General features: G+C 69.3%; 26 protein-coding genes. 16 read left to right on the forward strand and 10 right to left on the reverse strand.

Annotation, left to right across the window (positions count from 1 at the left end; all coding sequences use genetic code 11):
• Positions 1–41: 41 nt before the first annotated feature.
• The 5 genes from ABD361_RS20285 to ABD361_RS20305 form a co-directional block, all read right to left on the reverse strand.
• Positions 42–1427: a hypothetical protein gene (locus ABD361_RS20285; RefSeq protein WP_344436805.1), complete on the reverse strand. Its 1386-nt coding sequence runs from the start codon at positions 1425–1427 to the stop codon at positions 42–44.
• 2 nt (positions 1428–1429) lie between these two features.
• Positions 1430–1816 carry a hypothetical protein gene (locus tag ABD361_RS20290; RefSeq protein ID WP_344436806.1) on the reverse strand — a complete coding sequence of 129 codons (387 nt, stop codon included), beginning with the start codon at positions 1814–1816 and terminating at the stop codon, positions 1430–1432.
• Positions 1806–2594 carry a DUF8175 domain-containg protein gene (locus tag ABD361_RS20295; RefSeq protein WP_344436807.1) on the reverse strand — a complete coding sequence of 263 codons (789 nt, stop codon included), beginning with the start codon at positions 2592–2594 and terminating at the stop codon, positions 1806–1808. The genes ABD361_RS20290 and ABD361_RS20295 overlap by 11 nt, the downstream gene beginning before the upstream one ends.
• Positions 2594–3016, reverse strand: coding sequence for a hypothetical protein (locus ABD361_RS20300; protein ID WP_344436808.1), 423 nt, complete (start codon positions 3014–3016; stop codon positions 2594–2596). Before ABD361_RS20300 ends, ABD361_RS20295 begins: the two co-directional genes overlap by 1 nt.
• Positions 3017–3314: 298 nt before the next feature.
• Positions 3315–3638, reverse strand: a complete 324-nt coding sequence (locus ABD361_RS20305) for a hypothetical protein (RefSeq protein ID WP_344436809.1) — start codon at positions 3636–3638, stop codon at positions 3315–3317.
• Positions 3639–3894: 256 nt separating this feature from the next.
• Between ABD361_RS20305 and ABD361_RS30715 the strand changes: the two genes are divergently transcribed.
• The 5 genes from ABD361_RS30715 to ABD361_RS20330 all read left to right on the forward strand — a co-directional run bounded on the left by ABD361_RS30715 (position 3895) and on the right by ABD361_RS20330 (position 6745).
• On the forward strand, positions 3895–4215 hold the full coding sequence (locus ABD361_RS30715; RefSeq protein WP_425583273.1) for a M23 family metallopeptidase: 321 nt from the start codon (positions 3895–3897) through the stop codon (positions 4213–4215).
• 196 nt (positions 4216–4411) lie between these two features.
• Complete coding sequence (locus tag ABD361_RS20315) at positions 4412–5125, forward strand: hypothetical protein (protein WP_344436810.1); 714 nt, start codon at positions 4412–4414, stop codon at positions 5123–5125.
• Positions 5126–5248: 123 nt separating this feature from the next.
• Positions 5249–5452, forward strand: a complete 204-nt coding sequence (locus ABD361_RS20320) for a hypothetical protein (RefSeq protein ID WP_344436812.1) — start codon at positions 5249–5251, stop codon at positions 5450–5452.
• A 196-nt stretch (positions 5453–5648) separates the two neighbouring features.
• Positions 5649–6221: a hypothetical protein gene (locus tag ABD361_RS20325; protein ID WP_344436813.1), complete on the forward strand. Its 573-nt coding sequence runs from the start codon at positions 5649–5651 to the stop codon at positions 6219–6221.
• Positions 6222–6613: 392 nt separating this feature from the next.
• Positions 6614–6745, forward strand: a complete 132-nt coding sequence (locus ABD361_RS20330; RefSeq protein ID WP_344436814.1) for a hypothetical protein — start codon at positions 6614–6616, stop codon at positions 6743–6745.
• A 612-nt stretch (positions 6746–7357) separates the two neighbouring features.
• Here ABD361_RS20330 and ABD361_RS20335 read toward each other — a convergent pair.
• Complete coding sequence (locus tag ABD361_RS20335; RefSeq protein ID WP_344436815.1) at positions 7358–7906, reverse strand: GNAT family N-acetyltransferase; 549 nt, start codon at positions 7904–7906, stop codon at positions 7358–7360.
• A 335-nt stretch (positions 7907–8241) separates the two neighbouring features.
• Between ABD361_RS20335 and ABD361_RS20340 the strand changes: the two genes are divergently transcribed.
• The 4 genes from ABD361_RS20340 to ABD361_RS20355 all read left to right on the forward strand — a co-directional run bounded on the left by ABD361_RS20340 (position 8242) and on the right by ABD361_RS20355 (position 12166).
• Positions 8242–8598, forward strand: coding sequence for a hypothetical protein (locus ABD361_RS20340; protein WP_344436817.1), 357 nt, complete (start codon positions 8242–8244; stop codon positions 8596–8598).
• The gene (locus ABD361_RS20345; protein WP_344436818.1) at positions 8595–10313 is read left to right on the forward strand and encodes a DnaB-like helicase N-terminal domain-containing protein; all 1719 of its coding nucleotides are present in this window, start codon (positions 8595–8597) and stop codon (positions 10311–10313) included. The genes ABD361_RS20340 and ABD361_RS20345 overlap by 4 nt, the downstream gene beginning before the upstream one ends.
• A gap of 30 nt (positions 10314–10343) precedes the next feature.
• Positions 10344–11516, forward strand: a complete 1173-nt coding sequence (locus tag ABD361_RS20350) for a hypothetical protein (RefSeq protein ID WP_344436819.1) — start codon at positions 10344–10346, stop codon at positions 11514–11516.
• A gap of 416 nt (positions 11517–11932) precedes the next feature.
• The gene (locus ABD361_RS20355) at positions 11933–12166 is read left to right on the forward strand and encodes a hypothetical protein (RefSeq protein ID WP_344436820.1); all 234 of its coding nucleotides are present in this window, start codon (positions 11933–11935) and stop codon (positions 12164–12166) included.
• Positions 12167–12236: 70 nt separating this feature from the next.
• Here ABD361_RS20355 and ABD361_RS20360 read toward each other — a convergent pair whose 3' ends face one another.
• Positions 12237–12854 carry a DUF7711 family protein gene (locus ABD361_RS20360; RefSeq protein ID WP_344436821.1) on the reverse strand — a complete coding sequence of 206 codons (618 nt, stop codon included), beginning with the start codon at positions 12852–12854 and terminating at the stop codon, positions 12237–12239.
• A 643-nt stretch (positions 12855–13497) separates the two neighbouring features.
• Here ABD361_RS20360 and ABD361_RS20365 point away from each other — a divergent pair.
• From ABD361_RS20365 to ABD361_RS20375, 3 genes are all read left to right on the forward strand, one after another.
• Positions 13498–16323, forward strand: a complete 2826-nt coding sequence (locus tag ABD361_RS20365; protein WP_344436822.1) for an AcrVA2 family anti-CRISPR protein — start codon at positions 13498–13500, stop codon at positions 16321–16323.
• Positions 16324–16479: 156 nt separating this feature from the next.
• Positions 16480–16989 carry a DUF6927 domain-containing protein gene (locus tag ABD361_RS20370; protein WP_344436823.1) on the forward strand — a complete coding sequence of 170 codons (510 nt, stop codon included), beginning with the start codon at positions 16480–16482 and terminating at the stop codon, positions 16987–16989.
• 664 nt (positions 16990–17653) lie between these two features.
• Positions 17654–17923 (forward strand): hypothetical protein, encoded by a 270-nt coding sequence (locus tag ABD361_RS20375; protein WP_344436824.1) that lies wholly within the window; start codon positions 17654–17656, stop codon positions 17921–17923.
• Positions 17924–18133: 210 nt separating this feature from the next.
• On the opposite strand, the gene ABD361_RS20380 is transcribed toward ABD361_RS20375, so the two are convergent.
• The 3 genes from ABD361_RS20380 to ABD361_RS20390 all read right to left on the reverse strand — a co-directional run bounded on the left by ABD361_RS20380 (position 18134) and on the right by ABD361_RS20390 (position 20362).
• Positions 18134–18340, reverse strand: coding sequence for a DUF397 domain-containing protein (locus tag ABD361_RS20380; RefSeq protein WP_344436825.1), 207 nt, complete (start codon positions 18338–18340; stop codon positions 18134–18136).
• A gap of 124 nt (positions 18341–18464) precedes the next feature.
• Entirely contained in the window at positions 18465–18881 is a 417-nt protein-coding gene (locus ABD361_RS20385; RefSeq protein WP_344436826.1) for an NUDIX hydrolase, read from the reverse strand.
• A gap of 167 nt (positions 18882–19048) precedes the next feature.
• Positions 19049–20362: a helix-turn-helix transcriptional regulator gene (locus ABD361_RS20390; protein WP_344436827.1), complete on the reverse strand. Its 1314-nt coding sequence runs from the start codon at positions 20360–20362 to the stop codon at positions 19049–19051.
• Positions 20363–20660: 298 nt separating this feature from the next.
• Between ABD361_RS20390 and rfbB the strand changes: the two genes are divergently transcribed.
• From rfbB to ABD361_RS20410, 4 genes are read left to right on the forward strand one after another with little or no spacing between them, the layout of a single operon-like run.
• A complete protein-coding gene (gene rfbB / locus ABD361_RS20395) occupies positions 20661–21683 on the forward strand; it encodes a dTDP-glucose 4,6-dehydratase (protein WP_344436828.1) in 1023 nt (340 codons plus the stop codon).
• On the forward strand, positions 21673–22686 hold the full coding sequence (locus ABD361_RS20400) for an ATP-grasp domain-containing protein (protein ID WP_344436829.1): 1014 nt from the start codon (positions 21673–21675) through the stop codon (positions 22684–22686). The genes rfbB and ABD361_RS20400 overlap by 11 nt, the downstream gene beginning before the upstream one ends.
• Positions 22683–23816: a DegT/DnrJ/EryC1/StrS family aminotransferase gene (locus ABD361_RS20405; RefSeq protein WP_344436830.1), complete on the forward strand. Its 1134-nt coding sequence runs from the start codon at positions 22683–22685 to the stop codon at positions 23814–23816. Before ABD361_RS20400 ends, ABD361_RS20405 begins: the two co-directional genes overlap by 4 nt.
• Complete coding sequence (locus ABD361_RS20410; RefSeq protein WP_344436831.1) at positions 23816–24247, forward strand: arsenate reductase/protein-tyrosine-phosphatase family protein; 432 nt, start codon at positions 23816–23818, stop codon at positions 24245–24247. The genes ABD361_RS20405 and ABD361_RS20410 overlap by 1 nt, the downstream gene beginning before the upstream one ends.
• Positions 24248–24254: the final 7 nt, after the last annotated feature.

Consider the following 24254-nt stretch of genomic DNA (forward strand, 5'->3'; position numbering starts at 1 on the left):
ACTCCTTTCTCAATGCGTGAAGGGGAGGGGGAGAGCTGCCGCTAGCTCGCGGGCGGCGGGGGCGGAGGAGCGGGAGTCGGTGGCGGTGGGGGCGGAGGAGCGGGGGCCGGTGGCGGGGGAGCCCCACCGCCCTGCCGCGCCGGTCGCGGTGGGGGCGGAGGAGCGGGGGCCGGTGGCGGGGGAGCCCCACCGCCCTGCCGCGCCGGTGACGTGGGGGCTCCACCGCCCTGCCGGGCCGGTGGCCGGGGGGCGCCCCCCGGCTTGGAGCTGGGAGCGCTGGAACGCGGGGGTGGAGCGGGTGCCGGCCGGCGGGCTCCGCCCCCGCCACCACCGCCGCCGGATCCGCCGCGGCCGCCGCCACGCGGACTGCCGCCCAGCCCACCAGGGCCCTTGCCCCTGCCGGAGCCGCCTTGCTGACCACCGCCCTGCTGGCCGCCGCCTCCACCGTCTCCGGAGGCGTTGTTGGCGCCGTCCTTGGCGGCCTGGATGGCTTGGTCACGGACCTGGTCGCCGACTTCCTTGACAGCCGACGCAATAGCGACAGGCGGTGCGGCCTTGGCCGCCATGCCCATAGCGGCACCGGTGCCGCCTCCACCGCCTCCACCGCCAGCTTTCTTGGACGCGGCCTTGGCCTTCATGTCGTCCTGCTTCGCCTTCGCCGCCTTGGCGCGCTGGCCCGCCTCATCCTTGACGTGGGCCATGGCCTGGATCTCGTCACCGACGAAGGGCAGCCACTTCGCGATCTGGAAGGGCATGAACAGGGCGATGAACAACAGCGCCATGAAGGTGAGGCAGGTGCCGATGGCCTGCGGGAGAGTTATGCGGTCGAGGCTGTCGCCGACGCCGCCCAGCAGGGCGCCTGCAAGGGCGAGGGCCAGGTAGATGCACAGCTTGCTCGCGATGATTCCGCCCATGATCCCGACCCACTTGCGGGTGTGCCCCCACAGGTCCTTGTCGACCAGACCGGCGAAGACCAACGGACCGAAGATGAGCCCGAGCAGGATCAGCGCGTTGCGGACCACCAGCATGACCCACAGGCCGAACACCGCCAGCAGAATCATGAAGCCGATCGGAATAGCAATGACCACCCCGACCCCGGGCAACAGAAGCAAGAGCGCGCCCATTGCATTGAAGACGAGCGTGCCACCGACGAATAGCTGGGCGAGGTAGTCATCCAGAATCTTCGCTGCCGCGCTGTCGATGAAATCGACCGTGTAAGCCACGGCCAGCGGCATGAACGCCGCAACGGCCACGGACATCAGCAGGTAGCCGACATTCTCCATAGCGGCCTGGGCGATGGGCGCACCGCGCACGACCCGCTTCACCACCGATATCAGCCACTGGACCATGGTGAAGACGGCGGCGAGAGCGAAGACGAGACCGTACAGGCGAATGAAGCCGGGGTTTCCCCAGTCGATTTCCATCATGACTAGTCCCCCTTGCTCTTCTTCTTGCCCTTCTCGGGCTCCCCGACCTTCTTGCCGGTGAGCTCCTCACCAAAGGCAGAGAACATTCCCTTGGTCCCGGCGCGCAGCTTCTGCTCCAGGTATCCGAGCGGGTCCGAGGCGAAATTGACGACGTCGCTCACACCATCGACAAGGGAGTCGGCTCCGGACTTGTGATAGAGCGACTTGGCGCCGTCCGATGCCTTTTTGCACACGGTCTTTCCCCCGGGCAAGTTACACGGGTTCGCCCAGCTGGGAATGATATCGGCATGGGCCTTGGGGGCAGCCGGGCCGGCAACCACGAGGGAGGCCGCGAACATGGCGGCAACGAGCCCCTGCGCCATGCGCCGCCGCACGAAGTCAGCCTGCATAGCGGGGCGCCCCGAATTCCTTGTTGGCCAGGCGCATGTCCTCGGGGGAGGACGCGGGCTGACCCGGTGAGACCAGCGGGGTGGGGCCGTCCGAAAGGGCGATCGTGGCGACCTTCCAGTCACCGTCCTGCCACTGCAGGATCAGCGTGTAGGTCGACCAGGAACCGGAGACCGGCATCTTCGACTTCTCGGTGGGCACCCCGACGACCTCGCTCATCCACACCTTGACCGTCGCCGTGTCCTCGGAGTACGAGCGGATGCTGGTGCCGAGCGGGGCAGCACGCATTACCAAGTCCGGCGCGGTCTGCTCGGTCACTCCGAGCGAAGCCATGAGGCCCTTGGTCAATTGGTCGTCCTGCGCCTGCTGATTGGCCAGAGCGGAGGACGTCATTACCGTCTTGAGGACCTGGTGGCGCAGCCCCTGGTCGGTGAAGTAGCCCGGCGCGGATCGGGCCATCTGGTAGTTGACCGCGGCGGCCGCGGCTCCGTCCTTGGTGCGCGGATAGCCCACAGGGACGCCGTCCTTGACGGACTTCGCCTTGGCGCCGGGTCCGCTGCCACCGGCCTGGGGGGTGGGAGTGGAGTCGGCGGGCGTCTCGGCGCTTCCCTTGTCGCTCCTGCCCCCGCCGAACAGGGTCAGCGCCATCCCGAGCGCCAGCACGACGCCGAAGATGATCGCACCGATCTTCACCCGGCGCCACGGGGACGCTGCCCCGGGGGACTCCGGCGCCTTCGCCGTCAGGGTCCGGGTTCCGGTCTGCTTCTGGTTGCCGGCCATTAGATTCCAAACCCATAGACGATGCCGAAGAGAGTTGACATGGAGGCGACTGCGAACAGACCGAGAAGGGAGCTGGCGACCATCGTCTGCCCCTTCTTCGTCTCCATTGTGTTGTGCTGCTGATTTCCGACTCGGATATGAACCGCGCCGACAATGGCGCTTCCGAGCAGGAAGAGAACAGCACCGGCCATCACCACGCCGACGATGATCTTCGCCTTGGTGCCGATCGCGCCGAATACCGCCCAGTCGGGCTTAATGCCGTCCGTGAGGCTGCCTATGTCGCCGTCTGCGGCGAGCTGCATCACCTGCTGTGTTACCTGCACGAGTCCCTCCCAGGCTGCGAAAGCCTGCCCCAGTCCGCGTGTAGGACCTGGATAGCTGGTTCGTCGATAGCGAGGGATTTCGCGCATCGCGCCGAACATCGCAGCCGAATATAGAGAGGCGTCAAAATGCCTCACCGGGGGATGCATTGACGCATCCGTAATTCAATGCCTTAATATTCACCGCGAGTTGTCGTTTCCCTGCTGCTTCTCACTCGGCGCAGACGCTAGCCTCGCATTGTGCGGGCTATGTAGAGGCGCATTCGCAGCCCTGGGATCCCCGGTCAATCGGGCTCACCCCATGGCACGGGAACTGCGGTTTCCGTCCCTCGTGGCGGGATGCGCACCGACGACTGGGGATCGAGATATGAGCAAAGCCATCAGCATCGCCGGGGGCCGGTTAGCGGCGATGTGCGCTGGAACGCTCTGCCCCGCTGATGTTGGGCGCCGGCGACACGGACGACGGAGCGAAGCGGGAGGACTCCTGCACACCCGCGGCGATGAAGGCGACCAGCAAACAGCAGGAGATTCCGGCCGCCGAGCCCGGGGCGCAGGTCACGGTGTCCCTGAACCTGCAGCGCGAACAGCAGAGCGTCGACTGGATGGAGGAACAGCAACGCAACGCCAGCGTAATCACCGACGTCACTCGCAGCCGCGGCCTGCCGCCCCGCGCCCCGGTGATCGGCGTGGCCACCACGATCCAGAAGCCGGTGCTCAGGAACATCGGGCACAGAGACCGCGACTCCCAGGGCCTCTGCCAGCAGCACCCCTCACAGGGCCGGGGCACCGTCATGCAGGTCACCGACCGATCTATGCCAGCAACTCCTTCTTCTCGCACCCCGCCAAGGTCGACAAGTGGCAGGTCAAGCCGCTCACCCATGCCGCCCAGAACGTCCGGCGCAGCGGGTTCCCCGACGCGTGCGCCAAGTGGGAGAAAGCCGCCGGTGAGCTCGTGGTCAAGAGCTGGGGCCAAGAAGGCCGTGCTCACGACCACCTCGGGGCGCGACGCCGCCGAGAACGCCGCCAACTCCACCAACACCAAGGGCAAGGGGACGTGGGCGCTGCCCGTGGAGAACTCTCACGTCACCACCCCCTACAAGGCCCGCGGCGGCATGTGGTCCTCCGGCAGCCACACCGGCATCGACTTCCCCGTCGCCACCGGCGTCCAGGCCGCCGGCACCGGCATCGTCGTCGAAGCCGGATGGGGCGGCGCGTACGGCAACAACGTCGTCATCAAGATGAGCGACGGCAAGTACACGCAATGCGCGCACCTCGCGAAGATCACCGTCAGCAAGGGGTAAACCGTCAAGGCCCGTCAGCAGATCGGTCCCTCCGGCGCCCCCGGCAACGTACCCGGCCCGCACCTGCACTTCGAAGCCCGCACCGGACCTGCCTACGGATCCGACATCGACCCCAGCGCCTATCTCCGCAGCCGCGGACTCTCGCTCTGATCTGTGAAGGAGGGGGCCCGCAGCACCACGCCGCGGGCCGCACACCATGAACACCAGCACCCGCTACCAGGTCCACATCAGCCGCAGCGGCCAGCTCCGCATCGACGGCGAACCTCAGGCCGTACCCGACGGGGTGGACCCTTCGCAGGTCGTCATCAAGGTCCTCCACATCGAAGCAGCCGGCAGCGGCCTGCCGGTCCTCGTCCAGGTCCAGGACGACCGCACCAACTCCCGGTTCGACATGCAGGTCATGCCCGACGGCACTACCCAGGCCCCGGTGACCCCGGCTGTTGCTGCAGGTCCCCAACCGGTGGCGGCCGAGCAGCAGCAGCCGAGCAGTCTCTTCGACCGGCTCGCCGCCGCCCAGGCCGCCGGCCGCGCCCACGACTTCGACACCGCCATACCGGCCGCTGACGCCATCCTGCAGCAGCTCACCGCTGAGCAGGGCGACACGGCGGCGGCGACTCTCGAGGCGGCGCAGTTCCGCGCGGACCTGGCCTACCTGAGCGGCGAGTATGCCTTCGCCACCGCCTCGTGGACCTGGCTCGCCCTCGCCTGGTTCGACCGGCTCGGGCCGGGCAAGCGCCGCACCCAGGTGGCGGCGCAGAACGCCGCCCAGGCGTGGATGCAACTACCCCTGCACGAGGCAGGACCCCTGGCCTCCGACCTGGTCAACATGCTCTTGGAGGTGGCGGCTCCCGAGCGCACCGCGACCATGCGCGCACAGATCGCCGAGCGGCTCCGGCAACCGAGCAACTAGGTGCAGCACACGCGCAGTCGGGCCTTGGCAACCGAACAGCATCGACCAACTGCTACAGTCGTCTGTCGCGAGCACAACAACCCCTAGACGCGCAAGAGGCTCAACGACAGAGGAGGCAGGACCATGCGAGGCCTGATGGTGTTCTTCCAGGGCGTCTTCGCGCTCGGCTTCGTTGTCATGGTGCTGGTCACCGGCATGTATGTCGCCTACGACGGCCCGAGCGTCGAGCTGGCACAGTCCGTTGGCCTGCTCGTGCTGTTCCTCGGCCTGCTTTCGGTCACCGAGCGGTGGATGACCGGGCGCTGGTTCAGGTGGTCGCGCCGCTGACGCCAGCCTCCCGTCCGCAGGCAGGCCGAACGCCTGCCCCACAGCTGTTGCCCGTACTTGGAGCCCGACGGAGCCCCGCCCTACGGCGGGGCTCCGTCGTTTCGTCCCTCCCTCATGCCCGGCACCGCGATCGCGGCCGTGCCCGGCCGCGTGCGGGCATACAGTGCTCCGAGGACCCGGCGGACAAGGAGGAACGGTGAACACGGCGTCCTGGCCAACGTACGTGTCCCGGCACCTCCCATGGCGCCGCCGCCCCGTCGCGGCCGCCGCCCGGACCATCGCCTCCTGGAACGCTGTAACGCGCCTGCAGACCCGCGGGCACCTGCTGTGGCCCGCCCAGCAGATCACCGAAGCCCGACGGGCGGCCCGGGACGCTCTCGACCACCCGGACCGGTCCCTCGCCACCCTGCCGGACACACTCGACATCACCCTCCCGCCCCAAGTCCGCGATGCCGGCCCGGGCCCAGAACAGCTCAACCGCGCCCTGCGCCAGGCTCGCCACGACGCCGAGCAACTCGCCACCGCCACACCGCGCATCATCCGCAGGACGCTCAGGCGCCTGGTCGCCGATCTCGCGGAGGCGGACGAGACGTTCGACCGTGTGTGCAACGACGTGAGCGGAGCAGACCTGCGCACCGCCGACCTCACCCACCTCTACCTCGGCGGGCTGCGCTGGGACGCCGCCACCCAATGGCCCGCCGGGTGGCGCGAACAGATCCGCGCCGCTTCGGACCCGGTGGACGGCATCCACCAGATCCGGGATCACTGACGCAGCAGCGTCCCGGTGGCACAGGGGGACCACCGGGACGGCAACCCCAGACTACGCAGCACCGTTCACCTACGCGCGGGAATGCCGGGATTGACCAGATGCGGCTGCTGGAGCCGACGAGCCATCACGTGGTGACGCGGTCTCTCGGAGGGCCACTCCCGCCCCAGCAGCCTCACTTTCGCACCTTGGTGCACTCCTTGACGCGCCTCTTCTCCAGCTGGAGTGCAGGGCGGACCGACGAGGCCGGCGACTGACACGAAGGAGAAGGCGATGGCCGAAACCCGTACTCACCACGAGGCGGGCATGCAGGCGATCAGGCGGGGACGGCGCAGCGATCGGGCACCGAGCCCCCGTGTGCCGACGGATACGACCTCCAGCGGCGCGGGCAGCGGGTGTGTGCCACCGTCGTCGACGGCGCGGGCCACGACGCGGCAGTCGTCCGCTACGCCCACGCGGTGCCTCCCGGTGATCACCACATCGGCATGACCATGGGCGGACTGGCCGCCCTGACCACCGCCGGGTAGATGGCCCACGCCTACGACACGCCGCCGCACGCCTCCGCCGTCTCGCCCGCATGGAGCCCGGCCAGCCCACCACGATCCACTGGATCGGCGACTGCCGCGCCTACGGCTGGGACGGCGCCGCGCTCACCCAGTGGAGCACCGACCAGACCATGGGCCAGTACTTGCGCCGCAACGGGGTGGCCGTGGAGCTCACCGCCGCCCACGACAACTGGTCCAGGACCGGTCTCGCACAGGCCGGCGCGGCCCTGTGCCGCGTGGGAGGGGACGGCGCAGCGGGTTGTTGCACGTTACCAGTTCAACGCTGCTGGTCAGCGCCGGGAAGCTCGGCATGCCGAGCGGTCCTGAGACGACCGCCGGCATCCTCGGCCCTGCCGGTGCGGGCAGGCGCCGGAACAAAAAGAGAGACCAGCCACAACTGCACCCGTGAAGGCACAGAACTACATATGCCCAACTCGTCGGATGGGCTCTGGAGATGGCTGGTCTCGAGATCCAGTTAAGCACACACTCCGCGCCGACGGTCAAGCCGGCGACTGTGACTGAGCGTTCCACTTGGCGGGTGTGCACTTGATTTGCCGGGCTGAGCGTTCTGGTTGGCCGGCAGGCGGGAAACTGTCAGTCGCCGGGCCGCGGTCGGTCGATGCGGTAGAGGTAGTGGGTGTGGTCATCGACTGGGTTGTCCGGCTCCAGATTTCCGACCCCGACCCGGTGCAGTCCAGCCCGCTCAAGCGCCCGCCATGAAGCGCGGTTGGCTGCCACAACTGGGACAAGAATGCACGGAGTGGCTGAGTGTTCGGCCCAGGTTCGCACGATGGCGGAGTGGACCATCGCCGTCCCGATGCCCTGGCCGGTCCGGCGGGGATCGCCGATCAGGTAGTCGATGGTCATCGCGTCGTCAGGTACAGGGACGATAGACGCCAGCTCGGCCAGGTACTCGGGGTAGTCCCGCAGGCGTGAACGCTGCACCAGACCGACCGGAACGCCTTCGAGGAATGCGAGGAGATCCTCCGAGGGCTCCTCGCCCCGGGCAGCGGGGCCAAAGTCGCGCGCCACCGCCTCCGCCGTTGTCTCGTGATTCCACCAACGCTTCACGTGGGGCTGCTGCAGCCACGTCCGCAGCAGCGGGAAGTCCTGCTCGTCGATCCGACGCCACGTGATCACCATAAGACCGCTCCCGGAATACTCCGCCGCGCCTGTGCACGCTCCCTCGGAGGCTACGTGCGGCGCAGGCAAGTACCAAGGGTTCCGCCAACTCAATCGCTCTATCCGCCAAGTGGAGTGATCAGTCACAGCGACTCAAACCGCCTCGCGATGAGGTCCCACCGACGTCCTGCCGAAGGCCACTCGCGTGCCTGATTCCCGCCGGGTGGGACGCACCAAGAAGAATCCGCGCTCATCGCACTCACCCCTTGGACCGCACTCCAGGTTCGGCTGGTTGGCCGGTGAATCACGACGCAGCCTGTCTGGAGTCCACCCTCCTCATTCGAATGGAGCCGACCATGGCCGAGCCCGGAAACCCCACGGTCACCTGGGCCGAACGCATGGAGCTCCTCAAGGACTCGGCACAGCAGAGGGTCTTGAACGCACCGATGCCGCCCGCCGCCATGGACCAACTCATCGCGGACGAGAAGGCTGCTCTGTTCGGCCGATTCGAGGGCAGCCCCGTGCGTTACATGAACCGGTGGTGGCGGCGCAACGAAGAGGGCTGGGTGGCGCTCGACGAAGCCGCATCCGCTCAACTCGACCTCCATGCCGCCCGCTACCGGGCCGCGACCGCGGCCGCCGGCGCACCTCCCGGAGCGGACGCCGAACTCGGCGAGAAGCTGCCCGCCCAGCCCGAAGCGGGAGCAGCGTGAACAACGCAACGTACGGGGCGCCGCAGCACGAGCTCAACGTCCTCAGCAGCCTGCTGCGCGATGGCTCCGCGGCGTACCAACTCGTCGATTGGAACCGCGGCGGCGGGCCCCAGTACTGGCTCAGGCCCGACCACTTCCAGACGACCTGGATCGGCGACGCCTACGAGGCACTGGTGCCCGACGGACTCGATGACATCGAGCAGCGGCTGCACGCCTACCCGGGCGCCGATCGGGCGCAGGCCGCTGCCGACGTCCTCGCCGCCAGGATGATGACCCTCTACCAGCAGCGCGCAGCGGCGGGCGACCCCAACGCACAGTGGGCCGTCAACCAGGCGTACTACACCCACTCAGAGTTCTGGGCAGGCCTCCACAGCACCTTCCGCCAGCTGGCACAGCCCACCTGGCCAGCAAACCCCGCGCACGCCCGCCACGACGCCTACGTCATCGCCCGCGCAGCCCAGCACCCCTCCACCACCGAGAACGTCCCATTCGAACTGACCCGCCCACGGGGCTACGACAATGACGCACGCTCTCGAGAACTGACGGTCATCGGGGCGATCCTCAACGACCCGACACGAGCCCAGCAATTCCGGTACTCCCCACAGAGCCCCGACGCCTCGCCCTACTGGCTCCAGCCCCAGGACTTCGGCGACCCCGCGACCGCCGAGATCTGGGACGCCCTGATCACGGGCCCGGACCCCGCCATCGCGCTGCCGGCGGCCACCGACCCCAACCTCACACCGCAACAGCGTGCCGCGGCGATGATCCAGCACATCACCACACGTCTGACCTACAACGACCACCATCGATCCACCGGCGACCCTGCGGCCCAGGCCCGCCTGGACGCCAACGTCAACGAGACCATCGGCGCCTGGCTGGCCTACGCGAGCTCCCCGGACTTCCGCCCAGATCCCAACGCTCCGGACTTCCGCCCGAACCCCGACCACGCCGCTCGGTACGCGGTCACCTTCATCCTCGAGCCGAGCATTCCCGCCGCCGTCGAGAATCTGGCAGGCCGCGTCCGTGACTACGGACTCTCCAACGCCTCCCTGGGCCAGATCGGTCTCGAGCTCAGCACGACCGAGTACGCCCTGGACCAACTCGCCGAGCGTCTCGACAACGCACCCCGCACCCTCGCCGGCTACAGCACACCGGACCAGACCGCAAAGCCTGCACCCGAGCAGAGCGAGGGGCAACCGAGCTACACCTCTCTGCCCACCGAACGCCGAATCCTGATCTCGCTCATGCAGGATCCAAGCCAGCTGCACCAGGGCGGCCCCACCCGCTCCCTCGCCGAACAGGACTTCACCCAACCCGAACACCGCTACCTCTTCAAGGCCATCCAGTCACTGCCTCCGGATGCCGCCCAGGACCGTTGGCTGCTGAACAACCAGGCCCAGCAACTGGCCCGATATGACGGGGCCCCGCCGCTGGACTTCCAGGAGCTCGACAACATCGGGCTGGCGGCGCGCACAGTGAAGGTCGCTCCGGCCGACCAGGGGGCCGGCCACCTCGTCACCATGACGGTCCGCCGTACCGCACGCGACGCCAGCACCGCGGTCGAGGCGGCCGCGCGGGAGACACTCGACCCGAGCGCTCTCATCGACCACAGCCGCGAGCAGTTCCAGCAGGCAACCCGCGAGGCACTGCGCTACCACGAACAGTCCGTACCGGATCCCACCCCCTACAACACCCAGCAGGCGAACGTCGCGTGACCCCGACCGCCGCACCCAACGGAGCGACCCGTGGCTGCTGACGAACCCGATGCCCGGGGGGCGGGCGGTGACGCCGCCCGCCCCCCGGGGGACACCGTCCACAGCGCCATCGAGTGGTTCACCAAGGATCACTCCCGAACCCGCCAGAGCATCGAGCACCCCGGGGGTGCAATCGCCCCGGGGCGACTCCTCGAATCGGCCCTCTTCGACGTCCAGGTCAACGGGCTCCTAAACGGGGGCGTCTCCGAGCAGGCCCAAGCCCTCGTCGATGCCCAGGCTGAGTGGCTCATCCGGCAGATGCCGAGCAACCACCAGCCGCTGTCCCTGGACAGCGCGCAACAGGCCGGCCGGGCCTGGGGCATCCTAATCACCTCCGACACCGGCGTCCTGCCCGACCAGGACGTGCTCGCCGAAGTGAGCAAACGCACCGGGATCTCCAAGCGCGCGGCCGAGGAGATCCGCCACCAGGCCCACAGCGCCAGCGCCGCCTACAACCGGGCCGACCTGCTCATCCCGTACGACAACGCTCCCGACGAGGTCCTCAGCGCCGACTGGAACCGGCTCGCCGCCTGCGGCCCCGAGCTCCCCGAGGCAGCCGAACGCACGAAGGACGTCCTTGAACTGCTCACCGCCCGAGCCACCGGCACCGACGACTACGACTGGATGGAGGCCACCGCGCAGCACGCCGCGCAGATCTACGCCAGTGTCATCCGCGCACAGCCGCTCCTGGCCGTCCTCGCCGCCGTGATTCCTCGCCGCAGTCATCCCGACGCCGAAGCCGACCAGGCCCGTCTGGTCGACCTCGCCCAGCAAGGCCACCTCGCCACCGCCGCCACCGCGGCCGCCCGTGCCCGGGCGGTGCAGGAGTGGATCGGACCAGAAGACGCGGCCATGCCAGACCGGACCAGGACCGTCGAGGCGGGAGCCCCCGGGGCGCGCACCCTGCGGGAACTGAACGAGACGCTGGCCACCCTCGATCCGGCCCTGGCCTCGTCCGCCTTCACCGCACTGGACCCTGAGCGTGTCGCGGAGGTCGTCGACGCGATCGGTCAGCTGTCCGCCAAGATGAGAACCGTGTTCCGCACGGCCAGCGCTGTTCCTCCGGCATCCCGCGAGCAGTCCGCCCCGCAACGCCCGCAGCACCAGCAGCCGCCCACCCCCGGCCAGAACCCGGGAGGCACTACCCCCAGGGCCGCGTCCTGAACGGCGCAGCCGCGGCCCCGCCATCCGAGGAGGCACGTCTGGTGCAGCGGAGCCCTCGGGACTCAGCCCCAGCCGGACGCAGCCTCACCTGCGAGACCAGCCGGGGAGCGTGGGGGGCACGGCCCGCCGCTGCGGATCGCGCCCGCCAGGAGTGTCAGCAGCAGGTGCGGCTGCGATCCGGCGGATGCCGGGCATCGGGACGTCCCGCTCGAACAGAACCTCACCCCGAAGCGGCGCGCCACTGCGAACGTGGCAGGGGTCGACCGGCGAGCAGCCGCCGGCATCCGGCGTACGAACCTGAGCGCGCTCCCCCAGGTCCCGACCGCCGTCGTGCAGACCCGGCCTGCCGCCACAGACCCCGAACGATCTTCACGTGGAAAGTCGAACGTGATGAGCCGCCCGTCTTCATCATGCGGGTGGCGAGCACCTGGGCGCGGCAGGTGGCGCACCAGGGATACGCGCTTCTGGACGGGCACCCTGTGGTGGACGTGGGCGACTGGGACGAGCAGAGCCGACCGCTGACGGTGCGTACCGTGGTCTTGTGCGGGACGTTCGATCCGACGATCCACGGGTGGCGGGCGTGGGCGGACAATGCCGACCGCCGAGTGGAATGGGACGACACCGGCGCGCAGGAACTCGTCCCTCTGTGACCAGCTTGGGCGGCGCGTGCGACCGCCGATGCCATGCCCGTGCCCCGCCACCTCCGACACGGTCTGCTGATCACCCGGTCTTAATTCCGGTCGTCCGCGGCGTGGTGGCGTCCTCCAGCTCCAAGAACCCGTCCAGCGCGGACCACAGATAGATCTCGGGAGGCTGGCCCGCGCTGCGGTGGCGGCGTTGCCAGTCGGGATCCTGGTAGCGGTCCCGGATCTCCCGGAGGTGAGCGAGGGACTCGCCCCGTTCGCTCGCGCGCTGTGCGTGGGCCTGAGCTGGGTCCGGATCGTCCGCACGCAGCGGCTCGGCCTGCTGGTGGGCTAGGGCGTCCAGGGCGGTTTCGTCGCTCCCGGCTACGCTCCAGATGCGCAGAGGTCTGCGGATCACGTGGTTGGCGATGTGACGGTCGGCGGACCGCCATACGCGGTGGACGGGGGCCTTGGTCACGCCTAGTCGTTCGGCCAGCGCGGCGCAGGCCGGCGGTTCCACGCCCCACGGAAGTTGAGCCGCGGGCATATCGAGGGCGAAGGCGACCTGGACGACCTCCACGTCGTTCCCGGGATCGTCGAGCACCGGGCCGAACACATACACGGCGACGAGCGGCGGCTCGGTGGGCAAAACCAGTGCACGGGTGCACGAGTCCGCGACGGTCCGAAGGCGGCGGACGGCGGTGGCGTAGCGCATCCCCTCAGTATCCGACGGTGTCGGCCCAGCTCACGCAGACACGTAGAGAACTGCATGCGGCTCGCTTTGCGACCACCAGCCTCGTCGCTGCCCGTCGACCGCCGTGACGGGCGTCGCCACCGAGGCAATCGTGTCCACGGCGGCCATCTCGCGTTTCTCCTGCGTCCTCAACCGAGATCTCCCAAGACCGACCGTGAATCGTGCGCTTCCAGGTGTCCGCGTCCGAGCGGCACCAACTGTGCTCCGCATGCTGCCACCACGCCGCGCTCATAGGAGACGTCAGTGCGGTAATCCACTCGAACGGGGCTTCGTCTGGTAGCGGCTGCCCGGAAGCGCGTGGGCGCACGGTCCCCCCCGGGCCGGGGCTGGTTCGCGGACCGCGGCTGAATCGAGGCCCTCAGGCCCTCCGACCGGTGGCGGGACCCAGCGCACCGGCAGGTCTGTCAAGACCGGGCGTGGTGGGGTGTGGCGCCCTCTATGCTCGGGCGGCATGGGCAAGGCGAGCCGCGGGAAGCGGGACCGCAAGAAGCAAGTGGGCAAGGGCTGTCCGGCCGCGGGCACGGACTCGTCGGTACTTTTCTCCCGCGGGTACCCCGCGTGGTCTCCGAGCGCTGATGTGGCGGCGCTCCGTGAAGTGAAGGTGATGCAGCTCAAGGGCGATCCGCACCCCATGGCTGTGATGGTGGTGGATCCGTCGGAGGACCGCGGCGAGTGGCTGCCGGCCGAGGCAGGGCCGACCGATGCCCAGGTGCGCTGGGACTTCCGCGGCTCCGACGAGGGCGGGTATCTCGTCGCGGTTTTGTCCCTGCCGAGCGGCCGGGAACTCGTGTCGGTCGCCTTCGACCCCTGGCGGGATGAGGATCTACTCGACTGCATGGCCGAGGGTGCGCTGCTGCTGGTCACCGATGCGGGCAACGTGGACGCGATCCGCAGTCGCGAGGCCGCCCGCGGCGTTTTGGCCCTCTCTTCGGCATCAGGACTCGACGCCGCGCGCGGCGCGCTGATCGCCGACTGGCCCGCCCCCGAACCCGACTCTGGTGCGGCGCTGCAATGGGGCCATGATGAGTCGGCGGAGCACGGACCAGCGGAGGCCATGGGCGAACCGCGCCTGGTGGAGGGCCTGTTCGTCGAGGATCACCACATCTGGGCGAAGGCCTTCGTCCTCCAGGGATGGAGCGCGGTCCTGCCGCGCGCCGCATCCTGGTTGCTCGCCTGCATTGCCGAGCTCGAGCGCGAGGGGATGCGAGGCGACCCACGGGTGCTGGGGAACTCGGTCGGTGCCATCGTCCAGTTCGTCTCGCGCTACGGCGGCTGGGACGCCTCGGCGTGGGTCATGGAGGAGACAGCGGCACTGACGCCGCCGCCGGACACCGAGCTGCGCCGCGCCTGGTTTCCCACGGTCCTCGAATCCAGTGAACCGACAACACTCCGCCGTCTGCTGGGCACGCTGGTCACGGCCGGTCTCATCGAGGTCAGCCCCGACGGGCAGTGGAAGTTGAACCCGATGCCGCCGGCCGTTCCTGCGCCGCCGGCCGAGCTGCTGGGAGCGGTTCAGGGTACGGCGGTTCACGGCTGCTTGCTGGAACGCTCCTACGAACTGGGGGCCGCAGTGATCACCGTGACCTGGGAGGAGCTTGCCGCCGAGCTCAAGCTGCCGTGGGAGCAGGTGCGCGAGCAGGCCATCGGACTTCTACAGGCACCACACTGCCCGGTGACCCCGCTCGACGGCACGCCGCACGCCGAGAAGGAGGAGACGGAGCCGGTACGGTGGCGCATCGACTGGGTGGCAGCCCGGCTCGACGGCCTGGTCAGCGTGCGCGACCACCTTCAGCTCGTCCACGACGGCCAGCCGATCACCTGGCACGGTGACGCGCTGCCGGTCCTCGGCCCGCGCGACACTCCGGAGCTCAGCCACATCATGGGCGTCTGGATGGAGTTCAACCGCGCCGAGGACCGAGCGGACGAACGCGGCGCCGGCGAACGCCTGTTGGAGTTCTATGGGTCACCGGATGGCATGGCCAAGGCCCTCAAGACCTACGATGCCGCCACCCTGCGGCGTCTGGCGGTCGGCACCCCCACCCCCGAGTACACGGCACGGGCCGAGCAGATCCATGGCCCGGTGATCTGGCGCCAGCTGTCCGATCTGTTGGACGCTGACCTGTCCAGCGCCACCGACGAGGGCGCACTCATCGTGGGAAAGCCGGCCCCGCCCGCGTGCACCCCCTTCGGCCTCCCGGAAACCTTCGGCAGCCAGATCGCCCTGACCGCCGGCATCGCTACCCGCATCGACAGCGACTTCGCGGACCCCGGTGTGGCCGACGACCGCCTGGACGCCGCAATGCGCCCCGTCTTCGAGCAGGACATGCGCATCCTCACGGTCGGCGGGCGGTGGGGCGACCCCCAGCAGCGCACCGAACCGGCAGCACCAGGCGACGCCATCGCCCTGCGTGCCCTCACCTTGGGCGCGGTGCTCGGCCAGAGGGCGCTGGCCGACTCCGCCAAAGGACTGCGCGGCGAGGGCATCGCCTTGGACAGCCGCGCGTACGCCAGCACGGGCCTGGGCGCCGCCTGCGCCAGCATCGGCCATGCCCTCGCCGACACCGTGCCCTTCTACATCCCCACCGCCACCTGTGCCGGCGTCGCCGACAGCACCCCGCCCCAGGGCGAGGCCCTGGACGACATCCGCCTGCCCTTCCGCTCCTGCCTGCTCGCCCTCGGCGCCCCGCTGCATCTGAAGCCGCGCAGCGGATTGTGGCACCCCCGCCTCGCCCACCTCCTCGAGACGGCTCCCAGCGGACGGCCCGTCGACGAGGCGGTGGCGGCCGCCGAGACGCGCGGCCAGGGCCTCGCCGTCAACCTGGCCTCGCCGCCGCCCCCGGTACCGGTCGTGAACGCCGTCTACGCCCGCGGCGCGTTCATCGACGGCCTGGTGCTGCTCGCCGACGAAGACGGGCAGCTCGCCGACGAGATGATCTGGCTGCTGCGGATCCCGGGCACCAGCCGCACCACCCTCACCCGCGCCGCCCTGCCCGGATGGCGCTCCCTGTCCACCCTGGCGGACACCGCCACCAACCTGGCGGCCGCCCTGGCCTGGGCCTCATGGAACACCCCCGAGCCCACCGAACTCCCCACCCGGCGCCCGACCGCAACCACCGCCCGGCAAGAACGCCAAGGGGTCCTCGGGGGCGTACGGGTCCTTTCCCTCACACGCGCCTCCCGCAGCGACGATGCTCCACGGGAGGACGGCGTCGGCACCGAGACAGGCCGCCGCCTCTCGCCTCACCTACGGCGCGGGCACTGGCGCCGCTCCCGCATCGGGCCCCGCACCGACTGGGACGGCACTTACCGCAACGCCTGGATCCCACCCACCGTCGTCAACGCCGCCCTGGGATCCATCCAGGGACAACGCGTGTACCGCATCCCCGAGCCCCGCGCGCAGCGCCCCAGCGGTCACACCCACCTCCATTGAATTGCGGTGAGCGCGATCCGTTGCGGTCATCGCGAATCCGCTTCCCGTGCCCGGCCAGACAGCCCCAGCGCGCTCTTGCGCCCCTTGCCCGCCACCTTCCCACGCTGTGCCCGCGGCCGGTCCACAGAACCGGCGCCCGACCCGAGAGGCCCCGCCATGGGATGGACGTCGTACCAACGCGACAAGAACGCCGAGACTAACGAGGTGCACTTCGCGAAGAAGCTCGACGACAGCTACAAGATCATCGCGCACGGAACCGTCGAAGGCGTCTTCTACGCCGCCGTCCGCGACCAGACCACCAGCGAAGTCACCGCTTTCATCGCCCTGACCCGATGGACCAATGACCCGGACTGCAACTTCAGCTACAAGGACCTGGGCGAGAACTGTGGACCTGGCGACCACAAGGCACCCAAGGCGGTGCTCAACGCGCTCACCCCGACGACGAACGAGTACGCACTCGCCTGGCGCGCGCAATGCCGTGCCCACCACGCCCAACGCGACTTCCTACGCCAGCGCTTGAAGCCGGGCTCCCAGGTCCGTCTCACCCACACCCTGACGTTCACCAACGGCACCCGCAGCGACACCTTCACCTATGCCCGAGGCGACCGGGCCCCCTGGCTTCCTGATCCTCGGCCGCAACCGTTGCCGCGTTCCGAACTGGCGTGACAGCGTCGCTGCCCTCGTCACTCCAGACCACGGGGAGATCCTCACCCCGGTCGGCCAGCAGCAGACCAACCAGCCGGTCGCCGTGCCCACCGCCGAGACAGCGGCCCCATCTGCCGCCTGAAGCCAGCCTTCTCGGCCCCGCCCCCCGCCAAGGGGCGGGGCCGAGCGCGTTTTCCGGCCCCCGCGCCATTCCGGACGCCACAGCGCCGGTTGCGGGGCTAAGGCACACCGCGCGCACGGTCCACCCCGCCGCCCCGCCCCTCCGCGGAGCAGCTCCTGCCCGGCCCACCGGCCGACGGATTTCATAGGCAAAAGGGGGGCGACTCACCACAACGCTCCTGGCGCTGTTGGTAAATGCGTGGCGCCCTGGCAATAGCGAGAGCGGGACTGAGTGATGCCTGCGTCCCGGTCGCCAAAGCGGGCTGGTCCGCTCCATGCATTACTGTCTGCACATCTATCTACATGTGCACCACATGGGATGGTTTACGCTCGTGGGCCGTTACGGCCGTTGCGACACGTGCTCCACTGAAGTCGTCTCCTGACCCTGCCCGGTGCCGCCGGAGCAGTGAAGGAGAGGAGGAGGGGCCAAGTGGATCAATCCAGGATCAGATGGGCGTGGAAGTCCATCGTTCTCGCTATCGCGGGTGCGTGCGCATTCGTATGCATGACGGCGCCCGCCCCGGCAGCCGCATCCGCTCGCCAAGCGGCCTATCGCGCGAACGGCTACCTGAACCTGCACCAGTGCGTGTACCAGTACCCCTCTACCGGCGCCGTCCTCACGAGCGTGGCGCCGAACGCCGCGACCACGGCGTTCAACACCGGCACCAACGTCTCCAACACAGCTGACACTGCGGTCAAGTGCGGCCCAGGAAACCCAAACTGGTCCTTCCTGTCCTCCTACTCCGCCGCGTACACCATCGATTTGACGGGCTAGCTGACAGCGCCAAGCCTGACCGCGCAGAAGGTCCACCCGGCAGCTCTGTCGCCGGGTGCGCCTCGACCACTCACAAGAATTCCTTCGCCTGATCGACCGGCGGCTTACCGAAGTACGCCCGCTAAAATGTCACGGACGTGTCAGCTCAGGGTTCGCCAACAGGGCCATTGCTCCTGGGGTGAGCCGCGTGTTCATGCGCGCGGGGTGTGGCTATTCGTTCACGATGTTGCTGATGAAGGTGGACCAGGAGTTGGCCGGGAAGATGATTGCCGGGCCGGAGGGAGTTTTGCTGTCGCGGACGGGCATGAAGCCCGTGTATCCGTCGGCGACCTCGACGCAGCCGTTGCCGCCGTCGCTGTGCGACGACTTTCGCCACGCGGCCGAGGAGAGGTCGATCGTGTGCTTGCTAGGTGTCACTTACCATTCCCTTCCGTGATCGATTTGAGGACCGCCTCGGCGTGCGGGGTCGCCCAGTGCCACAGCACGTGACGGGTGGCAGGCGAGGTTCCGGAAGCGTCACCTCGCCCCTCCCTGCGGCCGGTCAGCAGTGCCGCTGCCCGTACCAAGTGCCGATTGCCCGCTTGTAGCCGTCGGGCATGTTCAGTGCCGGCACATCGTCGGCCGCGAACAGGCCGACCTGCTTGTGCTCGTGGCTGACGACCGGCTTCTCGTGCGGGGTGAGCACCGTGCAGCCGTACGTCACGATCAGGACGCGGCGGCCCGGGATCGGCTCGTAGATCCACACACCGCCGTCGATGAGCGGGCCGGCTTTGACCTCCCAGCCGGTCTCCTCCAGCAGCTCCCGCTCGACGGTCGTCTCCGGGCTGTCGTCACTGGGCTCGAGACGGCCCCCGGGCAGCTCCCACTCGTCCCGTTCGTTGCACAGCAGCACGCGCTGGTGGATGTCGAGGGCGACGGCTTTGACGGAGACGGGCCAGGTCGGGGGCGTGTAGCTCATCACGGCTGTCCTTCACGATGCGTCGCCGTTCCACGGGATGCGGAACGTAGCACGGCCAAGATGGACGTCGGCCTGTACGGTTCGAGGTCGGTCACTACGCTCGATGCCCCGCCGGGCCAGCTTGCCGGGCCCTTCGCCGCTGCCTGTCCAGAAGGGTGGTCTGCCCATCAGCTCGCCCGTACGAGTTCCAACAGCTCTGGCACTCCCTCAACCGTCCGACGCCCGGTGAAGGCGGGCATGAGCTCCTGAATCAGGCTGATGCAGCGTGGTGCGCCGATACGCCGGGCCATGGTGAGTGCCTGGTGCGCAGTGGCGGCGGCTTGGTCGATGGAGCCCGAGGCGATGAGGCTCTCGGCCTCGTAGGTGAGGAACACTGCCCGCGTCTTGAGCCTGGCCTCGGGCAGCATGCCGGTGCCTTCGTCGATGAGCTGCCGGGCCCTGCGGTGGTGCCCGAGGTCAAGGAGGCACCGGCCGGTATCGACCGCGATATCTGTCGCCGCGTGCCATGAGCACCATGTGGGCGCCGGAGTGCCCGTGGCGGAGTCGAAGAACTTCTCGGCAGCGCCGAGAGCGCGGGTGCAGGCGAGTTCTTCGCCCAGGGCGGCGTGGGCGCGGGCTTTGCGGAGTTGGAGCAGCGACTGCGCGGTCGGGTGTTGTGCGCGTGCGATGGCATGTTCGAGGATCTGCACGGCCGTGCGCGGGTCGTGGAGCCAGGTCTGCTGGTAGGCGAGATCGGAGAGGATTCCGGCACCGAGGTCGTGGTCCGCTGCGGCGTGTGCGCTGTGCAGGGCGCCGTGCCACAGATGGGAGGCGGCTGCATGCCGGCCGTGGTCGAAACGGTGCCACGCGGCGGTCTGAGCTGTGGTCGCGGCCAGGGCGTGGAGACGTTTGCCGACTGCGGCCGTATATCGGCCCTGGTCGATCAGCCCTGTGATGGTGTCCAGATGCCCGGTGAGAAGTGGACCGAGGTGCTGTCGCTGCTCGGTCGGCAAGCTGTTCAGCCAGGCTCCGTGGCGCTCCAGCCCTTCAACGATCCCGGCGTCCACGTGATCGCCCCGCAGTTGGGTCAGTGGCGAGTGCGGGGCACGCTCGGCCCATTGGAGGGCAAGCCCGGTGAGGGCGGCCGGGGTGAAGGCGACGAAGGAACGACGGTCGATCAACTGACTCAATGCCTCTCGAAGAGCAAGAACAGCGGAGTCCGGGCCGAGTTCCAGCACGGCGTCCCGGCCGGGAAGCCAGTACGGCCAGCCCAGTGCCCGGACGGCATCAAGCGGCACGGCGAATACGTCCGCCAGGAGCAGCTGGGACTCCTCATCCGGCACGGCTCGGCCGGTCTCCCACTTCCACACCCGTTGACGGTCCACGCCCGACCGCAGCCCTCGCCGCGCAGCGGCCTGCCGGATCCTTCGGGCGAGGTCGGGCTGCGTCCAGCCGCGCAGGAGCCGGGCATACACCAGCGGGTGCCGGATCTGTTTGTCCACGCTTGCCATCCCAACAGCCGGCCGGGTCGGAAGCCTAGCGCCGAACCAGGCGGGACTACACCAGGACTACACCCAACCCGCTGTCTGATGCCAACAGTTGAGCTGTAATCGCAAGCACGCCCGGCTGATGGGCGAGGCGCCGGATACTTCCTGACCCGTCCCTGGCGGGGCGCTGCACTCTTCGCTGACGGCGGTCTCGGTCACTGGTTCACGACGACCGCCGGGGTGGCCATGGCCGCTCTCGTGCTCGGGCGGCAAACCCAGCCGACCTACTGCTCACATCTCCTTGGAGGCATCCATGGACAAAGTGCTCGTCACGGGTGGAGCCGGGTTCATCGGCTCGCACTTCGTCAAGCGCATCCTGCGCGATGACGACGTCGCCCAGGTGACCGTGCTCGACGCCCTCACGTACGCGGGGCACATCGAGAACCTCGGCGAGGCGTTCCTGAGCCCGAAGCTGACGTTCGTCCACGGAAACATCGTCGACGTCGACCTGGTCGACGCCCTCGTGCGTGAGCACACTGCGGTCGTCCACTTCGCCGCCGAGTCGCACGTCGACCGGTCGTTCTTCGCCGCCGGCGCCTTCCTGAAGACGAACGTGCTCGGCACCCAGTCCCTCGCGGACGCGGCGATGCGGCACGGCATCAGCAAGTTCGTGCACGTCTCGACGGACGAGGTCTACGGACCGCTCCCGGAGGGCTCCGCCACCGAGACCGACCCGCTGCACCCGACGGTCCCCTACGCCGCGTCGAAGGCCGCCAGCGACCTCGTGGCGCTCAGCTACTTCCACACCTACGGCGTCCCGGTGTGCGTCACGCGCAGCTCGAACAACTACGGCCCCTACCAGCACCCCGAGAAGATCATTCCCCTGTTCGCCACCCGGCTCCTGCGGGGCCAGCAGGCCACCCTGCACGGCCGGGGCCAGCACGTGCGGAACTGGCTGCACGTCGAGGACAACTGCGCCGGCATCGACCTCGTCCTGCGCTGCGGTGTCCCCGGCGAGGTCTACAACCTCGGCGGCGGCACCGACTGCACGAACAACGAGCTGACCGACCACCTGCTACGCCTGTGCGGCGCCGGCCGGGACGCGGTCGTCTACGTGCCCGACCGGCGGTCGAACGACATCCGGTACTCCATGACCTGGGACAAGGCCGCCGGCCTCGGCTACCAGCCGGAGCACGACTTCGAAGAAGGGCTCGCCGAGACCGTCGAGTGGTACCGGCACAACCCGGACCGCTGGGCGCCGCTGGTACGCAACCCGCGCGCAGCCCGCGCCACGGTCGCGCTCGCGCCCGCTGGGGAGGAAGTCCATGCCCAGTGACCGGCCCGTCCCGCGCAGGATTCTCGTGACCGGCGTAGGCGCGAACCCAGGCTTCGGGCTGACCCGCAGCCTCACCCGTCTGGGGCACCAGGTCGTCGCCGCGGACGCGAACCCGCTCGCCCCGGGGTTCCTGCTGCCCGGCGTCGTGCCCCAGGTCATCCCCCTGGCCACCGATGCCGACTACCCCAGCGCCATGGCCAAGGTCTGCCGGGACCTGGCCGTGGACGCCATCGTGGCCGGCATCGAGAACGACATCCCGCCGCTGGTGGCCATGCTGCCCCAGCTGGACGCCGACGGCGTACGCCTGTGGCTTCCCGATGCCGAGTCGGTGCGTTCCTGCATCGACAAGGCGGCGTTCCACCAGGTGCTGACCGAGCACAGCATCGCGACGCCTCGCACCTGGCGGCCCGAGGCACTCAGCCAGGTTCCTGAGGGGACGGGGCTGGTCGTCAAGCCCCGGCGCGGCCACGGGGCGCAGAACGTCCACTTCGTCGACCGCCGGGAGCACGCTCGCGTCCTGTGCGAGCTCGTTCCGGAGCCGGTGGTGCAGGAGCGGGCCTTCGGCCGGGAGTTCACCGCGGACTGCCTGGTGGACCGTGCCGGACGGGCCTCGGTGATCCTGCGGCGCCGGGATTTGGTGAAGGCCGGTCTCGCTGCGGTCTCCACCACGTTCGACGACGCCACCGTGCGCGACCTCGTCGTCAAGACGCTGGTCGCCGTCCGAGCCCGCGGCGTGTGCTGCGTGCAGGGGTTCATCTGCGACGACGGTTCGGTCACGATCACCGAGCTGAACGTCCGGATCGCCGGTGGCTTCCCTCTGGCCGAAGCCGCCGGAGCGGACCTCGTCGGCCAGATGGTCAACGGCCTGTTCGGACTGCCGGTCGACCACACCCGCCTCACCTACCGGACCGGGGTGTTCCTGACCAACTACGTCGAGACCCTGGCCGTCGGCGACGCCGCCGAGCTCGGGCTCACGGCCGCTGCGAAGGGAGAACCGTCGTGACCACGACTTCCCGGCCGGACGCCAGGCGCAACGCCAGCCCGTACTTGTACGGGCAGGAGGCTGGTGCGGTCGCCCGGGTCCTGGGGTCCGGGCAGTACGGGCACACCGCCGTCACCGAGGAGTTCGAGCGCAGGGTCGCCGGCTTCCTCGGCGTGCCTGATGCCGTGGCCGTCGCCTCCGGCACCGCGGCCCTCCACGCCGCCCTGCTCGCCGCCAAGGTCGGCCCTGGCGACGAGGTCATCGTTCCCTCCATGACGTTCTGCGCGACCGTCCAGGCGATCCTGGCCGTCGGCGCCACCCCGCGCTTCGTCGACGCCGACCCCGTCACGCTGTGTGTGACCGACGAGCTCGTCCTGGAGGCGGTCGGCGACACCACCGCGGCCGTCATCCCGGTGCTGTTCGGGGGCAGGGCGGTCCCTCTCACCTCCGTCCGCGACGAGCTGGCCGGGCGCCATATCGCCGTCATCGAGGACGCCGCGCACGCCTTCGGCTCCCGTGACGGCACGCGCCGTGTGGGGGCGAGCGGGGCGTTGACCTGCTTCTCGTTCGGGCCGATCAAGAACCTCACCTGCGGCCAAGGCGGCATGGTCATCCCCCGCTCCCCTGGGGAAGCCGACATGATCCGCCGGCTTCGGCTTCTCGGCGTCGGCCAGTCGCAGAGCGAGCGCGCGAACACCACCACCTACCGTGTCGACGGCTTCGGCCTGCGCTATCAGCTCTCGGGCATCAACGCCGCCATCGGCCTGGCCCAGCTCGACCACTTCAACACCACCGAGCACGCTCGCCGCTGCCTCTGGCGCGCCTACCAGCAGGCGCTCGCCCCGCTGGACGGTGTGACGCTCGTCGACGTCGACGCCGACCACTCGGTACCGCACCTGTGCCAGGTCCGCGTGCCCCACCGGGATGAGGTGTTCGCCGGCCTGCGGGCCCGGGACATCGGCGTGGGCGTCCACTACCCGCCCAACCACCTCCAGCCCGCCTTCGCGACCTGGCGCCGCCCCCTGCCGGCCACCGAGCAGGCCGGCGAGGAAATCCTGAGCCTGCCCTTCCACCAGCACCTCACCGAGACCGACATCGACCACGTGGTCTCCGCCCTCGGACAGGCCCTCAACGCCTCCGGAGGTGCGTGATGCGCAAGCTGCTGACCGTGTGCCTGGGGAACTACTGCCGCTCCCCGTTCGCCCAGGTCGCGCTCACCCGCCGGTGCGGCGCGGCCGCGACGGTCCGTTCCGCGGGGCTGATCGGCAAATGGCAGGACCAGCCCGCCAACCCCTCTATGATCCATGCCGCCCGGCGGCTGGGACTCGACCTCACCCCTCACCGGGCACAGCAGATCACCCTGGGAATGCTGGACTGGGCCGACGACGTCCTGGCGATGGACGCCGCCGTCCTCAAAACGCTCCGGGCGATCTGCGGCGAGGGCAACGTACACAAACTCGGCCTGTACCTCGGTGATCGCGACGTCCCCGACCCGATGGGCCAGGACGACGACGCATTCCACGACTGCGCCGTGCTGATCGAAGCAGGCACAGCACTCCACCTCGGCCGAAGCCTCCGGTAGCCCCGGG

Source organism: Streptomyces luteosporeus, assembly GCF_039532865.1.
Lineage (GTDB): Bacteria > Actinomycetota > Actinomycetes > Streptomycetales > Streptomycetaceae > Streptomyces > Streptomyces luteosporeus.

Bases quoted from the DNA above. Each gene is read 5' to 3' on its own strand.
- ABD361_RS20315 (WP_344436810.1), top strand. From the start codon at position 4,412: ATGAACACCAGCACCCGCTACCAGGTCCACATCAGCCGCAGCGGCCAG.
- ABD361_RS20320 (WP_344436812.1), top strand. From the start codon at position 5,249: ATGCGAGGCCTGATGGTGTTCTTCCAGGGCGTCTTCGCGCTCGGCTTC.
- ABD361_RS20360 (WP_344436821.1), bottom strand. From the start codon at position 12,854: ATGCGCTACGCCACCGCCGTCCGCCGCCTTCGGACCGTCGCGGACTCG.
- ABD361_RS20305 (WP_344436809.1), bottom strand. From the start codon at position 3,638: ATGTTCCTGAGCACCGGCTTCTGGATCGTGGTGGCCACGCCGATCACC.
- ABD361_RS20385 (WP_344436826.1), bottom strand. From the start codon at position 18,881: ATGAGCTACACGCCCCCGACCTGGCCCGTCTCCGTCAAAGCCGTCGCC.
- ABD361_RS20370 (WP_344436823.1), top strand. From the start codon at position 16,480: ATGGGATGGACGTCGTACCAACGCGACAAGAACGCCGAGACTAACGAG.
- ABD361_RS20400 (WP_344436829.1), top strand. From the start codon at position 21,673: ATGCCCAGTGACCGGCCCGTCCCGCGCAGGATTCTCGTGACCGGCGTA.
- ABD361_RS20300 (WP_344436808.1), bottom strand. From the start codon at position 3,016: ATGTTCGGCGCGATGCGCGAAATCCCTCGCTATCGACGAACCAGCTAT.
- rfbB (WP_344436828.1), top strand. From the start codon at position 20,661: ATGGACAAAGTGCTCGTCACGGGTGGAGCCGGGTTCATCGGCTCGCAC.
- ABD361_RS20335 (WP_344436815.1), bottom strand. From the start codon at position 7,906: ATGGTGATCACGTGGCGTCGGATCGACGAGCAGGACTTCCCGCTGCTG.
- ABD361_RS20295 (WP_344436807.1), bottom strand. From the start codon at position 2,594: ATGGCCGGCAACCAGAAGCAGACCGGAACCCGGACCCTGACGGCGAAG.
- ABD361_RS20365 (WP_344436822.1), top strand. From the start codon at position 13,498: ATGCAGCTCAAGGGCGATCCGCACCCCATGGCTGTGATGGTGGTGGAT.
- ABD361_RS20410 (WP_344436831.1), top strand. From the start codon at position 23,816: ATGCGCAAGCTGCTGACCGTGTGCCTGGGGAACTACTGCCGCTCCCCG.
- ABD361_RS20375 (WP_344436824.1), top strand. From the start codon at position 17,654: ATGACGGCGCCCGCCCCGGCAGCCGCATCCGCTCGCCAAGCGGCCTAT.
- ABD361_RS20290 (WP_344436806.1), bottom strand. From the start codon at position 1,816: ATGCAGGCTGACTTCGTGCGGCGGCGCATGGCGCAGGGGCTCGTTGCC.
- ABD361_RS20340 (WP_344436817.1), top strand. From the start codon at position 8,242: ATGGCCGAGCCCGGAAACCCCACGGTCACCTGGGCCGAACGCATGGAG.
- ABD361_RS20285 (WP_344436805.1), bottom strand. From the start codon at position 1,427: ATGATGGAAATCGACTGGGGAAACCCCGGCTTCATTCGCCTGTACGGT.